Source organism: Pseudoalteromonas sp. T1lg10 (assembly GCF_002964545.1).
In the GTDB taxonomy this organism is placed as follows: Bacteria; Pseudomonadota; Gammaproteobacteria; order Enterobacterales; family Alteromonadaceae; genus Pseudoalteromonas.
The window spans coordinates 319,116-332,313 of sequence record NZ_PQBV01000004.1 but is presented as its reverse complement, the minus strand read 5'-3'; the positions used below and the strand labels follow the sequence as shown (position 1 = coordinate 332,313).

Here is a 13,198-nt window from a genome sequence, read left to right as displayed (position 1 = left end):
GCTTATCTGTACTGTTTTTTACCAGTACAGGGAGACAGAGGCGTGACCGTAGCTCTCGTCAAACACGTCGTTGCCATAGGTCACCTGAGTTTCCACTCGATACCCATCAATCATGCTGCTATTGAGTAACTGCAGCTCCTGAGCACCGCTGTACTGGGCAGAATCATTATCCTGCAGGGTCAGCTTAAGCTGCCACAAAGAGTCCATATCCTGCTGATAATCCAGCACCAGGGCATGCACTTCGGCAGGAACACCATCACCAAAGATACGTCTGTCGCCGGCATAATGACCGAACACGAAGCCATCGTTGGTGTTACCAAACTTATACAAGCCATTGGTATACCAAGATGTTTTCCACTTGTTGTATTCGTAACGCAGGGCCACATCCGAGGTTAACTGAGGCAGGTAGGCACCAAAGGAGGTGACCTGATTGCCCAGGCTAAAGTTACTGCCGCCTTGCGTGTCTTCACCGCCGTACTCAAAATAGATTTCCGTGGGCATTCCCCAATCGAAATAGAAGGTCGAGGTTACCGAGGCCAATTGGTCGCCCAGTTCAGTTTCTCTTTCTTCTTCGCTGTAGCTGTTATCGCTGCCGGCGGGGTCGAAGAAGGCATCAAGCACATCGCCAAAGTCCACCTCACGAGGGCCACCACCGAATTGCATAATACGGTTAAAACCCAGTTTCCAACCGCTTACCGGCTCAAGACTGATGTGGGTACCGGCAACACGCGGTTTACCATCGTGCCACTCGCCCTGATAGCGGATACCCTCTTTAACCTCTTCCAGCTCGGTGTAAAAGAGCTCAAAATCAAAATTCCACCAGTTATGTGCCGGCGCTACCATGCCCAAGGAAATCGAAGGCGAGGCCTTGGCATTGGTCGAGATCATCTGGGCACTGGTTTTAAATGGTGAGAACCAATGCTCCTTGTAACCAATATTAAGCTGCAGATCTTCACCGGCAATAGCCACAAAGGTGTTATAAGGCACCAGGTCGCCGGCTTCGGCGCGGAACTCTAGGCCCACTTGCATCAACATCAAGTCGTTCGGGCGCCAAATGCCCTCGAACATCACCTGGCCCCACTCGTCCGTGGTTAAACCCCTTTGATTGGCCAAAGGCGTGGTCTGGTCGTGCTCGTAACGCAAGGTCACACCGGCACGGGTGATATTGTCTTCGCCGCGATAACGGATAAGCTTGGCATTGATGGAACTAAATAGAGCCGGGTTTTGCTCTTTTAGCTGGGCTAAGGCCTTATCTATATCGCTAAAGCGATACGGCTTACTCATGGGCGTGCCTGTGGTTTGCACAAACATGCGATCCAATTGCTGCTCTAAATTTACGTCGTAGCCGATTGGCAAATATGCCGTAGGTTTGGCCGCGGCCGCACCACTGAATGCCAATAGCAGAGCTGCACCAGCCACAGAGGTGGCGAACTTATGTCCTTTCATGCGATTTCCTAGCGCCTTAAAATAATGGCGAAAATACTATCAAATTCATGGCCATTACTCAGCTGTTAAATTGTAAAGTTTTGGCACTGGGGAGAACTCGGGTTACACTAAGGCTTTGCAATTTCAGGCCAGTTATTCTTTTGTTTGCGCGCTTTTTATATTCCCTTATCCTGCTAATTCTTATGCCCTTGGCCTGCTTTTATCTGTATGTATTACGCGGGCGTAAAAACCCGGGCTACAGGCAAGACTTTAGCGAACGCTTTGGCTTTACCAAGGCCAGCGGCGACATCATCCTGCATTGCGCCTCGGTGGGCGAAGTACTGGCCACATTACCATTAATCAAGGCGTTGCTTGCCGACAAACATCAATACCGCTTGGTGCTGACCACCAACACCCCCACCGGACGCGAGCAAATAAACCAATTGCTGGCCAAAGACATTGCCGCCGCCCGAGTGCAGGTCTGTTACCTGCCCTTTGATTTACCCCTGTCACAGCGCCGCTTTATTCGCCGCTCCGGGGCGCGCCTGCTGGCGGTGATTGAAACCGAGCTGTGGCCAAATATGTTGCATCAGGCAAAACGAAACGGACTCAAGACCTTGATTATCAACGCCCGACTCTCGGCCAAATCGGCCAAGGGCTATGCCCGGGTTGCCCCGCTCACGCGCAGTATTTTGAGCGATATCGACAGGCTTGCCTGCCACCATCAGGCCGATGGCGAACGCTTTATCAACCTAGGTTTGGATAAAGATAGGCTTGGGGTGACCGGTTCAATCAAGTTCGATATCGGCGTCAGCGAACAACAAGCAGAGCAGGCCAAACAGCTTAAGGCCAGCTTGGGACAAGCGCCAATCTGGATAGCGGGCTCTACGCACCCGGGCGAGCCGGAATTGTTACTTTTTGCCCATGAGCAAGTGAGAAAAAGTTACCCCGATGCCTTACTGATTATCGCCCCACGGCATCCAGAACAATTCGACAAGGTCGCCGAGTTACTCACTGCTCAAGGCATAAGCTTTTCCCGTCGCAGCCAGGGTGAACATCAAGGTGAGGCCGTGCTGCTGGCCGACACCCTGGGGGAGCTCGGCATGCTCTACGGCGCCGCCGATGTCGCCTTTATTGGTGGCAGCCTGATTGAGCGCGGTGGCCATAATCCGCTCGAGGCCTGCGCCCATGGCATACCAGTGCTAAGTGGCCTACATACCTTTAACTTTAACCATGTTTATCCTGCCTTGATTGACCAAGACGGCGCCCTCTGGGTTGATGAGCACAACCTAGTCGAGACCCTAAACAGCCTGTTTAGCGAGCCGCAAAAGTGTGCCGAGATGGGTGCCAGTGGCCTTAAGGTCGTTCAGCAAAATCAGGGCGCTATTAACAAAACCCTGGCGCTAATCGAGGAGCAAATCAATGCATAAATGTGAAGCGGCCATGCGCCAATGGGTGAGCTCGGTCATAGTCAAATACAACTTCTGCCCCTTTGCCCGCCAGGAAGTGGAAAATAACGCCATTCGCTATTATCTAAGCGAGGCCACCGAGCTCGAAGAGGCGGTGCTCGACACCTTAGAGCAATGCCGAGAGCTGGATAATCACCCCGAAATAGAAACCACCTTGGTATGCTTTACCCAGGGCTTTAGCGACTTCGACCAGTTCTTAGATTTGATCGATTTAGCCAATGCGCTGTTAGTCGCCCAGGGCTTTGAAGGCACCTATCAACTCGCCCACTTTCACCCCGAGTATGTGTTCGCCGATGCCGATGAGGACGACGCCGCCAATTACACCAACCGCGCCCCCGCTCCCTGCTTGCATATTATCCGCGAAGAAAGCATGGAACAGGCCCTGGCCAACTATGACGAACCAGAGAGCATCCCCGAGCACAATATGCGTTTGGCGCGCCGCAAAGGCGCGGACTTTTGGCAAGCGCTACTTGAGAAGTGTGGGCACAAATCTGTGCGGTAAGATTTTGTAGGTCGGTGCTTCGCGCCGACACCTGTTTTCAAATTTAGATCTTGTCGCGGTGGGCGATGAGTGACCGAAGCACCGCTTCGCAGCACTCAGAGGTGGAGGCATGGATGCCGTAACTTCGTCACGAACAGGAACCCTGTTTCAAGGATGAATTACTTGCACACACTTTTAAATCCCCCCGTACCCCAACATTGCATTATTTCCTCAACGCGCTACGAGAAATGAACGTAACCAACATGCACAGGACAGTCCCCCTCCTCGTAGAACTCGTCGCCTTCAAGCGGCGGGAGTGAAATTATTCACTCCCTTGTTTCCGCTTTCAGCCATTTCCTGAGCATGTTTTCGCCCGCAGTCCCCCTCCTCACAGAGCTCGTCACCTTCAAGCGGCGAGAGTGAAACTGTTCACTCTCTTATTTCCGCTTTCAGCCCCGCGGGCGATTACTCTTCTCGCACCCCATTTCGGATGCAATGTAAGGGGATTAGGCTGATACACCGAGTTTCAAAGATAGAAATTGCTTATGCTGAATCAAAAGTGCCAAAACGACAAAAAGCCAAGGCTGGCAAAAACTTGAGTGATTTGTTATCAATAGGGGATTAAACAAGTAGGGAAACTTGTGAGCAGACTAATGACAAAGCTTTCCCCTTTTATCTGCTACCTTTCTAGGAACCATCATGCAACCTATAGACTATCAAAGCGTATTAACCCTTCTTGAAAGTACCTTCACGAAACAAATTTCCTGTGATAGCCCTACCAACTTACTATGCTTGAAAGCTAGTGAAAATTACATTAAAGCAGACATTAAGGTAATGATCTTTGGGCAAGAAACTAACGATTGGGAATGTCAATTTCCACACATAGGAGGCTTACCTCACTTGCTAAATGTATACGATAATTTTTTCAATAATGGAAAATGCTTTAGTTACGGCGGACAATTTTGGAATGGTTTTTCTAAAATACAAAGTCGCCTAAGAGACGAGTTCTCTACCGAATCTAAAAGCGTTGGTTTTATATGGAACAATGTGATTAAAATTGGGCGATGTGGGGAAGCTGGGGCTCCATCTAAGGCTGTGTTAGACTGGCAAAAAATCACGCAGAATCTAATTAGGAAAGAACTTGAACGCTACAAACCAGACATAGTCATCTTTTTATCGGGGCCAAATTATGACAAGCATATTGCGAATATATTTAATGATGTATCTTTCTCTAAAGTTAGTAAGCGTTCAGATAGACAGTTAGCAAAAGTTTCATCGCCTCAATTGCCTATAAAAACAATAAGGACATACCACCCTGGCTATTTATGGCGAAGAGGGTTTTATTCATTTTAGACGACTTAGTCAATTTCATAAAGAGCTAACAAGCATTAAAATCTGAGGCCTTTAAAGAGAGCCTTCATTTCCAAGTCAAGTAAGTCTTTTTAGATACTCCAAACTCACAGGTATCGATCTTCCCGTTTAGATTCGCGCTGGAGAAATCAGATTTTGTTGTGGAGTGTGCTTGAGACAACGGAGCATGGATGCGCAGTTAGGTTTACCGAGGTAGGACACCTCGTTAAACCGCGTTTGAAGCTAAACGGAGCGTCTAACAAAACGCTGAGTTCGTATGCATCAGCGAATCACGGGCGCCTTGGGGTTCCAAGGGGCGGTTGGCGCAAACCGCCCTTTGGTTGCCGTCGTCAACGCGACAAGATCTTAATTTGAAGGACGTAGTGGAGAAACGACAAGCAATTCATCCCTGAAGCAGCATTATTGCCCTTTGTCGGCGCAAAGCACCGACCTACAAAAAAGCGCTTGTTGGCGCCCCAAAAAAACAAAAAAGGCCGATGAATAAACATCAGCCCTTTAACAACGCATTAGTCGGCGTCTCGACGAACCAAAAGCGCCCTGTCGGCGCCCCGACCCGAATTACGCTGGTTTCAGCGCTGCCTTCTTCTCGTTATATCCACGGATCAACTCATCCACGGTATCCTGACAGTATTCGCGAATACCCGAGACCAGCATGTGCTTCTCACCACGGCCAATTACTTCGCCATTTTCAATCAGGTCAAAGCGCAAGATGATCTTGCCGCGCTTGCCTTCATAGCTGAACTCGTGCTCTCCTTCGCGCAGCTCGGGAGCGTGAGCATCAAGGGTGTCCATATGAATGCTCATGGACTCATAGATGATCATCGGGCGCGCCGGGTTAATCATTACTCCTTGCTTACCCATCAGCGGGATCACCACGTGTGGGAAGGCCTTACCCGAGAATTCCACATAGTTCTTGATCAGCGCGTTGGTCAGGGTCTTACAGGCACTGTTAGCGCCTTCACGAGCCACGCTCAAATAGCATTTTTCGCCATCTTTAATATCGAACTGGTCGCTGCCCTCTGGCATGCCCAGTTTAACGCCTTCATCCACCATGTTGGCGAAGGTGAAGCGCATCTGCTCATTAATTCCGTACTTATCAAGCACCACTGAAAACAGCAGATCCCCTGGCACACAGAATTTTTTCGCTTCAACATCGTGAAGTGGATTGAAATCATCGGCCACGGCTTTGGCAAAACGACTGCCCTGTTCACGGGTAATACACACGTGGGTGCCAAAATCTTGATAATACTGCTCTAACATAGCTGCTCTACTTGAGTACAAAAAAACTGCGGCAGTGTAACAAAATTTACGCACTGAGAGGTCGTATCTGTTGCTTTTTCCTTTAAAAAGGCACAAAAAAGGCCGCTTTGCGGAGCAAGGCAGCCTTTTTTATTAGTTTTCGGCTTAGTTAAAGTCGCGGTAGGCTTTTTCCAGCGCTTTCGCCTGCTTTTTCGACACACCAAGGTGCTCTAAAGCCAAACGAAGGCGAGCACGGGACATATCCGAGCCCAGGATCTCCATAGCATCTAGCACGGAAGTTGACGACTTCTTGCCGGTAATTGCCACGAAAATAGGCTCTAGGAAGTCTTTAATCTTCAGCTCGTGGAAGGTAGCAACCTTTTTAGCAATAGCGAAGATTTCTGGTTTTTCCCAATGGCGCAGCGTTTCCAACTCCCAGATAAAGAATTGCAATGCCTGACGCACCACACCTTCCTCTACCTTGCCGTCGGTTAACAGCGCCGGATCATAGTGCGGCATACCGGCAACAAAGTGCCCGGCCAGGTCAACCAGATCAGAAAGCGTATCGATACGGGCTTTCGCTTCCGGCAAAATGCGGCGCAGCATGTCGCCATTGTATTTCCAGTCAACGAAGCGCTGAATTAGTTGCTCGTCGCTGAAGTCTTCACGTAACCAGGTACCATTCAGCCATTTCAGCTTCTCGATATCGAATACCGGGCCGCCCAAAGAAACGCGCTTCATATCGAAGTGCTCGATCATCTCCGCCAGGGTGAACTTTTCACGCTCGTCCGGCATCGACCAACCCATGCGGCCCAGGTAGTTAAGCACAGCTTCCGGCAAGAAGCCCATTTCTTTGTAGTAGTTGATAGAGGTCGGGTTCTTACGCTTAGACAACTTAGACTTATCCGGGTTACGCAGCAGCGGCAAGTGACCCAGTACCGGCGCTTGCCAGCCGAAGTCTTCGTATAGCTTAAGCAGTTTTGGCGCCGAGTTGATCCACTCTTCACCACGGAAGATGTGGCTGATCTGCATATGGTGGTCGTCCACCACATTGGCTAGGAAGTAAGTCGGGAAGCCGTCTTGCTTCAGCAGCACCTGCATATCAACGTTTTCCCACGGGATCTCAATCTCACCGCGCAGGTAGTCGTCAAATTTAAAGCTGCCTTCGGCAGGGATCTTCATACGGATAACGTAGGGTTTGCCCGCTTCCAGGTTTGCCTTCACTTCGTCGTCGCTTAGCAACAAGCCACGGCCATCGTATTTAGGACGCAGGCCCTCGGCCATTTGCTGCTCACGCATTTCGTCCAGCTCTTCGGCGGTGGCGAAACAGTAAAACGCCTTGCCGTCTTCAACCAGCTGGTGCGCGTATTTTTTATATAGATCAGAGCGCTCAGACTGACGATAGGGGCCGAACTCGCCGCCCACATCCGGACCATGATCCCACTGCAAACCAAGCCACTGCAGGCTGTCCATAATGGCTTGTTCCGACTCCGGTGTACTGCGCACCTGATCCGTATCTTCGATACGTAAAACAAACTCACCGCCTTGCTGCTTGGCAAAACAATAGTTAAATAGGGCGATATAGGCAGTGCCTAGGTGCGGATCACCGGTCGGTGACGGGGCAACACGGGTACGAACAGTCGTGCTCTGGGTCATGCTAGCGTCTCTTTCAATTAGCAACTAAAAATTTGCTGCAAATGCTAGCACAATGGCGGGTAATTTCGTAGAGGAAAACGCAGCGACAGGACACCTGAGTGCGAGAAATTTCAGCACCCAGGGTAGAGGTAAACCTTGAAATTAAGCGGCGATCTTATCCAGATAGGCGACGATATCCGAAGATTCGTACATCCACTGCACCTGACCGTCTTCTTCAATGCGCAAACAAGGTACTTTCACCTTGCCGCCCTGCTCCGCCAGCTCCTGACGGTAGGCGTTGTCGCCTTTGGCATCGCGGGTTTCAATGTTCAGGCCGTTGCGCTTAATAGAGCGGCGCACCTTTACGCAAAACGGACAGGCATGGAACTGATACAGTGCCATATTGGCGGTCTGCGTATCCAGTTGCTGCTGCGCTTGCGGGTCGCGCTTTTTGCTGCGCGGGGTAAAGACAAAATTAAAGAATAAAATAATGCGGCCTAACAACCAGCGAATGACTTTCATAACAACTCTCATCACGACAAAATCAAAGGCGCGAGTGTATCACGCGGTTAAAATTGCGCCAAGGGAAGCACGCTCCCCTAGGGTCTGTTTATCTTTGCGGTTTACTTTATGTTCAATCTAAACGCATTCTGATCACGACGCTCGTTATGATGCATAGCATTCTATGTTCATAGCGAGTAACACAGAGCAGGATGCGTTTAGATGAACCCGTAGGGCAGCGTTTGTAGCGCATTTCTACTGTGTTGTTACATGTTTATGTAGAATAACTACACCACACATGTGCCGCCTTGTATAAATTCACTACAAACTGCTGCAGAAACAAACAACAACGGTCAACAGACCCTAGCTACTAACAGAAGCTAATCCCGAAAACTGACAAAGTCATCGCGGTGGATCAGCATGGCGCCATTGTCATAGCCCAGTACCTGCGCCTTAGACAGCTCCGGGTTCGCCAGCAGCTGCTGCAACTCCTCACTGTGATAACGGGCCACACCCTTACCCACACTGCAGCCCTGACTGTCGAATACCTGCACCAGATCGCCGCGGCTAAACTCGCCGGCAAAACGAGCGATACCAACAATCAGCAAACTGGCGCCTTGTTGTCTGAGCGCCTTCGCCGCGCCATCATCCACATAAATGGCTGCCTTGCTGATGGGGCCGGCCAACAGCCAACGTTTGCGGGTGTCTTTAGGTGCCGTCAAGCTGACAAAGCGGGTGCCCAGCTGCTGAGTTAAACAGTTGCTGATCACGTCCTCGCCGTGACCGGCACTGATGATCACATCGACCCCGGCATGGCGGGCAATGCTCGCCGCCTCTATCTTGGTGGCCATGCCGCCGGTGCCCACCGCCGTACCACTGCCACCGGCCAATGCCTTAATGGAGTCATCGATATGACGAATTTCCGGGATCAACTCGGCATCCGGGTTGGTGCGCGGATCGGCGCTAAAAAGCCCGGGTTGATCGGTGAGCAGCAAGAGTTTATCGGCATCCGCCAATACCGCCACGCGGGCCGAAAGATTGTCGTTATCGCCCACCTTGATCTGCGCCGTCGCCACCGCATCGTTTTCATTGATAATGGGCACCGCGCCCTCTTTTAACAACGCCATTAAGGTATCGCGGGCATTGAGATAGCGTTCACGATCATCGAGATCGGCGCGGGTTAACAGCAACTGCCCGACCGGCACATTATAAAGAGCAAACAGGGTTTGCCAGGTGTGTACTAACTGGCTTTGGCCTATGGCCGCCAGCATCTGCTTTTGTGCCAGGGTTTCATTACCGGCGCTGCGCCCCAGTAATTCACGCCCTGCGGCCACGGCGCCGCTGGATACCAGCACGATACGGTTGCCGGCCTTTTGCAGCTGCACGCATTGGCGCACCAACTCCACCATGTGCGCCCTGTCCAGTCCCTGGCCGTTATTGGTAAGCACACTGGTGCCTAATTTGATCACTATGGTTTGCACCGTGTTTAGCCCTGCTGATAATTAAAAGAAGTTCATTTTTACCCCATGCTTGGGCGATTAAACAAGTTAAATTAATTCAACTATGCTAGCATCGCCGCACATTTTCACCACACTAGTTATCTCTTATGCCAGCGAGCCTTTGCCTGATCATTGCCACCTTTTTATGGGGAAGCTCTTTTATCTCTTTAAAGTATGCGGTGGGAGTTTATGACCCGACTGTGGTGATTTTTTTGCGCATGCTCACCACCCTGGCGGTGTGTCTGTGTTTATGGCGTTTTGTAAAACGCTTTGAATACCAAAGTGGTGACTGGAAATACCTGCTGGGCATGAGTCTGGCCGAGCCCTGTTTATACTTTTTATTCGAGGGCCACGCCATGGAATATACCTCGGCGTCTCAGGCTGGAGTGATAGTCTCCTGTTTACCGCTGATCGTCGCATTCTTGGCCTTTTTTATGCTCAAAGAGCACATTAGCCGCGCCATTATCGTCGGCTTTACCCTGTGCATTGGCGGCAGTGTGCTGCTGACTATGGTCTCGCCAAGCTCAGAGCAGGCGCCTAACCCCTTGTTGGGTAACACCCTGGAATTCCTGGCCATGGTCTGCGCCGCCTTTTACACCGTGAGCGTAAAACGCCTGTGCAGCCGCTATGCGCCGCTTACGCTTATTGCCTTGCAGGGTCTGGCCGGCTCGATTTTCTTTGCGCCCTTTTTACTCTTTGTGGAAATGCCGCAGCAACACGACCCGGTGGCCTTTGCCCATATTCTTTACCTGGGCACCTTTGTTACCCTGGGCGGCTACGGCATGTATAACTATGCCATCAGCAAGGTATCCGTGCTGACCGCGGCGGCCTACTCAAACCTTATCCCCATCTTCACCCTGCTGCTGTCGGCCATAGTGCTGAGCGAGATCCTGACCCTGTGGCAATGGCTCAGCATAGCCGTAGTTTTTATCGGGGTGATGATAAGCCAGCGCCATCAGGCATTGGTGGTCGACCTCGACGAAGAGGATATCAGCGAGGCCGATACCAGCAAACGCAACTCGGTCCCGGCTACCGGCGAGTTAAAGGGATAACAGGTCACCAGATGCAGGCCGCTGGCTGCGGCGGCCTGAGTATCGCTTTGATGCACCACCTGTTTGCTGGCGATGCGATAACTCAGGGTGCGACCATCGCGCAGCGTCAGGCTTAATTCATCGCCCACCTGCACATGGCGTAAAAACGCGAAGTGAGTGTCGTTATGGGCGGCAATCACACTGGCGCCCTCACCTCCAAGCGGGCCAAAGGCCTCATCATGAGTTGGTGCAAACGCGAGATTACGGCCGCTGCTGCCGGCCAGCACAAAACGCTCCAGCGCCAAATGGGGCACAGTCAACTTAGCCACCACATGGGTGTCGGCATAATACCAGGGCGGAATATTGGCTCCGGGCGCTGCCAGGCTTTGCTGCCAGGCCCGCTCAATCAACCATTGCGCCAACCAGGCCTTGCTCTGCATGTAGGCGCCCTGAGCAAAAAAGCTTGCCCCCAACGCAAACAGGGCAATGGCGCCGTAGCGCCAATAACTTGCCCGGGCCGCTACTCGCTTTCCCTTAGCCATGAGCCTGTCTCCGCTCTCGTCTCAACCAGGCGGCCGTGCTTAACATCAAGAATACGCCCAAGAATAAGTGCCACTGGGATTGCCCGTCGGTTTGCGCAAAGCGTTGCACCCGCTGGCCGCTGGCGACGTTATTGGCCACCTGCTCCTTATGCTGTGCCACGGTCGATGTGGCCACCTCTTCGACGGCAATAAAGGCGGTAAAGGGGCTGAGCAACTGGTGTTTGAGGGCCAAATCCAGCACCTTCGGACGCACCGCTTCGGCCGGGTTATAAAGCAACAGCGAGGCAATTTGCTGACGCGCCCACAAGCGGGCAATGGCTTCGCTGTGCGGGTAGGTTTGACCGACCTCATGCATGGGCATGGTTAAGCGCAGCGGTCCATGCTGGGTGTTGGCGTCGATATAAATATCCTGTTGCTGTGGTGCCAGCTTGATCGCCACCATCAGCGGCTCACCAAAGTAGAGATCCGGTAGCGGCTGCGGCCAATAGGACAATTCCTTAGCGCGCGCCGCACTTAGGCGTACATCACGCAGAGCCGGGTTTTGCAGCCGCTCAAACAGGCTCTGCATCTGGGTTTTTACCTCGCTGCCATCGCTGATAAAGGTATAGCTGCCGCGGCCAACATGGGCGGCACGGCGCATAAAGTAGCCATTGGGGGCACTGCCTATGCCAACGGTAAACAGCCGATTATCGCCAAGTTGACCCTGCACCATCTCAAACAGGGCTTGCTCGTTGCCGACGCTGCCGTCGGTTAAAAATACCACCTGACGCACATAGCTTGGATGCGTTTTGCCATCGAGGGCCAAGTCCAGCGCCTGCGCCATTTCTGTGCCGCCATCGGCCTGCAATTGATAGACAAAACGCTCGGCATCGGCGCGGTTAAAGGCATTGGCCGCCACCGCCTGAGGGCGGAATAAGCGCGCACTGCTGTCGAAGTCGATAATGTTAAAACTGTCGTTTTCATCCAGGTTATCAAGGGCATAGAAAAGAGCCTGCTTGGCCGCATCCATGGAGCTGCCGTGCATGGAGCCGGAGCTGTCGATCACAAAGATAAGCTCACGGGCCAGGCGCTGCTGGGCGCTAAACTGGTCGCTTGGCGGCAACAGCATCAGCAGTCCATAGTCGCCGCTTTGCGCCGTTTGTCGAAAGAAGGCCGCCTGCGCCTGCTGACTCGGCGACACCTTGGCACGCAGCACAAAATCGCGATTCATGGCATCGTCACGTAATTGCACCCGGTAACGGCCAAAGTCCGGATTACTCACCTGAGCTTGGTAGTGAGGCGTGCGGATCTGCTCCAGCTGCAAACCAAAATCTATCTCTATATCCAATTGCAACAAAGGCTCGCGCGAGCCGTCGATAAAGTCCTGCTGCTGCGCGAGTTGCTCAACAAATTTAGGCGCCAGCCAGCCCTGCCCGCCATTATTGGTGGCGTTTGCAGTGGCTCGTAATTCATCCAGGGCATAACTACGAGGATGATAGCGCGGTGTAAAGGTCATCGGCAGGCGCACGCTGAGCTCGGCATCGCGAAAACGGATCATTTCCTGATAACTCAGAGTGATTTCCACCCGCTCTCCCGGGCCAAGATTGGCAACCCGCGAGGAAAACATATTGGCGCGCTGCTGCTTTACCAAGGCCGCCCGCTTACCGGCGCGCTGAGCTGCGCGATATTGACGCTCAGCCTGCTGCTTCTCGGCAATTTTACCCACTATGGTGCGCTCGCCGACCTTCATGGTCATAGCATGCACCGCGCTTTCGCTTGGCAGTGGAAACAGGTACTGGGCGTTGACTGCAAAGGGGTGGCGGTTCACAAACACCTGGGTCACCTGCACCTGGTTGATCAGCCCGGTGATCTGCATGGACGCTCGGGTACTCAAAAGGACGCCGGGCGCCACATTCGCACCTTGAACATCGCTAAATTGCAGTTTTGCCTGGCCGTCGGAGAAGGCACTGGCATTGGCGGGGGTAAAGAAAATTAGGGATAAAAGGCTCACAGCGAGGGCTGTGAG

At 52.2% G+C, this 13,198-nt stretch carries 11 protein-coding genes; 4 read left to right on the top strand and 7 right to left on the bottom strand.

All coding sequences use genetic code 11. The features are described from left to right. Positions 1–18 precede the first annotated feature (18 nt). The gene (locus C2M17_RS03875) at positions 19–1,446 is read right to left on the bottom strand and encodes a capsule assembly Wzi family protein (RefSeq protein ID WP_105199548.1); all 1,428 of its coding nucleotides are present in this window, start codon (positions 1,444–1,446) and stop codon (positions 19–21) included. 134 nt (positions 1,447–1,580) lie between these two features. Between C2M17_RS03875 and waaA the strand changes: the two genes are divergently transcribed. From waaA to C2M17_RS03860, 3 genes are all read left to right on the top strand, one after another. Further along, entirely contained in the window at positions 1,581–2,855 is a 1,275-nt protein-coding gene (waaA, locus tag C2M17_RS03870) for a lipid IV(A) 3-deoxy-D-manno-octulosonic acid transferase (protein ID WP_267894402.1), read from the top strand. Next, a complete protein-coding gene (locus C2M17_RS03865; RefSeq protein WP_105199546.1) occupies positions 2,848–3,396 on the top strand; it encodes a DUF1415 domain-containing protein in 549 nt (182 codons plus the stop codon). The genes waaA and C2M17_RS03865 overlap by 8 nt, the downstream gene beginning before the upstream one ends. 678 nt (positions 3,397–4,074) lie before the next feature. Then, positions 4,075–4,728 carry a uracil-DNA glycosylase family protein gene (locus C2M17_RS03860; RefSeq protein ID WP_105199545.1) on the top strand — a complete coding sequence of 218 codons (654 nt, stop codon included), beginning with the start codon at positions 4,075–4,077 and terminating at the stop codon, positions 4,726–4,728. 576 nt (positions 4,729–5,304) lie between these two features. Here C2M17_RS03860 and C2M17_RS03855 read toward each other — a convergent pair. The 4 genes from C2M17_RS03855 to proB form a co-directional block, all read right to left on the bottom strand. Continuing rightward, entirely contained in the window at positions 5,305–6,006 is a 702-nt protein-coding gene (locus tag C2M17_RS03855) for a DUF3581 family protein (protein WP_105199544.1), read from the bottom strand. A gap of 144 nt (positions 6,007–6,150) precedes the next feature. After that, on the bottom strand, positions 6,151–7,641 hold the full coding sequence (gene gltX / locus C2M17_RS03850; protein WP_105199543.1) for a glutamate--tRNA ligase: 1,491 nt from the start codon (positions 7,639–7,641) through the stop codon (positions 6,151–6,153). A 141-nt stretch (positions 7,642–7,782) separates the two neighbouring features. Further along, positions 7,783–8,142 (bottom strand): glutaredoxin family protein, encoded by a 360-nt coding sequence (locus C2M17_RS03845; protein WP_105199542.1) that lies wholly within the window; start codon positions 8,140–8,142, stop codon positions 7,783–7,785. A 359-nt stretch (positions 8,143–8,501) separates the two neighbouring features. Further along, positions 8,502–9,593, bottom strand: a complete 1,092-nt coding sequence (gene proB, locus C2M17_RS03840; RefSeq protein ID WP_442792595.1) for a glutamate 5-kinase — start codon at positions 9,591–9,593, stop codon at positions 8,502–8,504. Between the two features lie 134 nt (positions 9,594–9,727). On the opposite strand from proB, the gene C2M17_RS03835 reads away from it, so the two are divergent. Next, positions 9,728–10,672 carry a DMT family transporter gene (locus tag C2M17_RS03835; protein WP_105199540.1) on the top strand — a complete coding sequence of 315 codons (945 nt, stop codon included), beginning with the start codon at positions 9,728–9,730 and terminating at the stop codon, positions 10,670–10,672. Here the strand turns inward: C2M17_RS03835 and C2M17_RS03830 are convergent. Continuing rightward, the gene (locus C2M17_RS03830; RefSeq protein WP_105199539.1) at positions 10,576–11,193 is read right to left on the bottom strand and encodes a class GN sortase; all 618 of its coding nucleotides are present in this window, start codon (positions 11,191–11,193) and stop codon (positions 10,576–10,578) included. The genes C2M17_RS03835 and C2M17_RS03830 overlap by 97 nt on opposite strands. After that, on the bottom strand, positions 11,186–13,183 hold the full coding sequence (locus C2M17_RS03825) for a marine proteobacterial sortase target protein (RefSeq protein ID WP_325050658.1): 1,998 nt from the start codon (positions 13,181–13,183) through the stop codon (positions 11,186–11,188). The genes C2M17_RS03830 and C2M17_RS03825 overlap by 8 nt, the downstream gene beginning before the upstream one ends. Between the last annotated feature and the right edge of the window lie 15 nt (positions 13,184–13,198).

Excerpts from the sequence above, each read along its gene's own strand:
- C2M17_RS03860 (WP_105199545.1), top strand. The coding sequence starts at position 4,075 with ATGCAACCTATAGACTATCAAAGCGTATTAACCCTTCTTGAAAGTACC.
- gltX (WP_105199543.1), bottom strand. The coding sequence starts at position 7,641 with ATGACCCAGAGCACGACTGTTCGTACCCGTGTTGCCCCGTCACCGACC.
- C2M17_RS03845 (WP_105199542.1), bottom strand. The coding sequence starts at position 8,142 with ATGAAAGTCATTCGCTGGTTGTTAGGCCGCATTATTTTATTCTTTAAT.
- C2M17_RS03830 (WP_105199539.1), bottom strand. The coding sequence starts at position 11,193 with ATGGCTAAGGGAAAGCGAGTAGCGGCCCGGGCAAGTTATTGGCGCTAC.
- C2M17_RS03835 (WP_105199540.1), top strand. The coding sequence starts at position 9,728 with ATGCCAGCGAGCCTTTGCCTGATCATTGCCACCTTTTTATGGGGAAGC.
- C2M17_RS03865 (WP_105199546.1), top strand. The coding sequence starts at position 2,848 with ATGCATAAATGTGAAGCGGCCATGCGCCAATGGGTGAGCTCGGTCATA.
- C2M17_RS03875 (WP_105199548.1), bottom strand. The coding sequence starts at position 1,446 with ATGAAAGGACATAAGTTCGCCACCTCTGTGGCTGGTGCAGCTCTGCTA.
- C2M17_RS03855 (WP_105199544.1), bottom strand. The coding sequence starts at position 6,006 with ATGTTAGAGCAGTATTATCAAGATTTTGGCACCCACGTGTGTATTACC.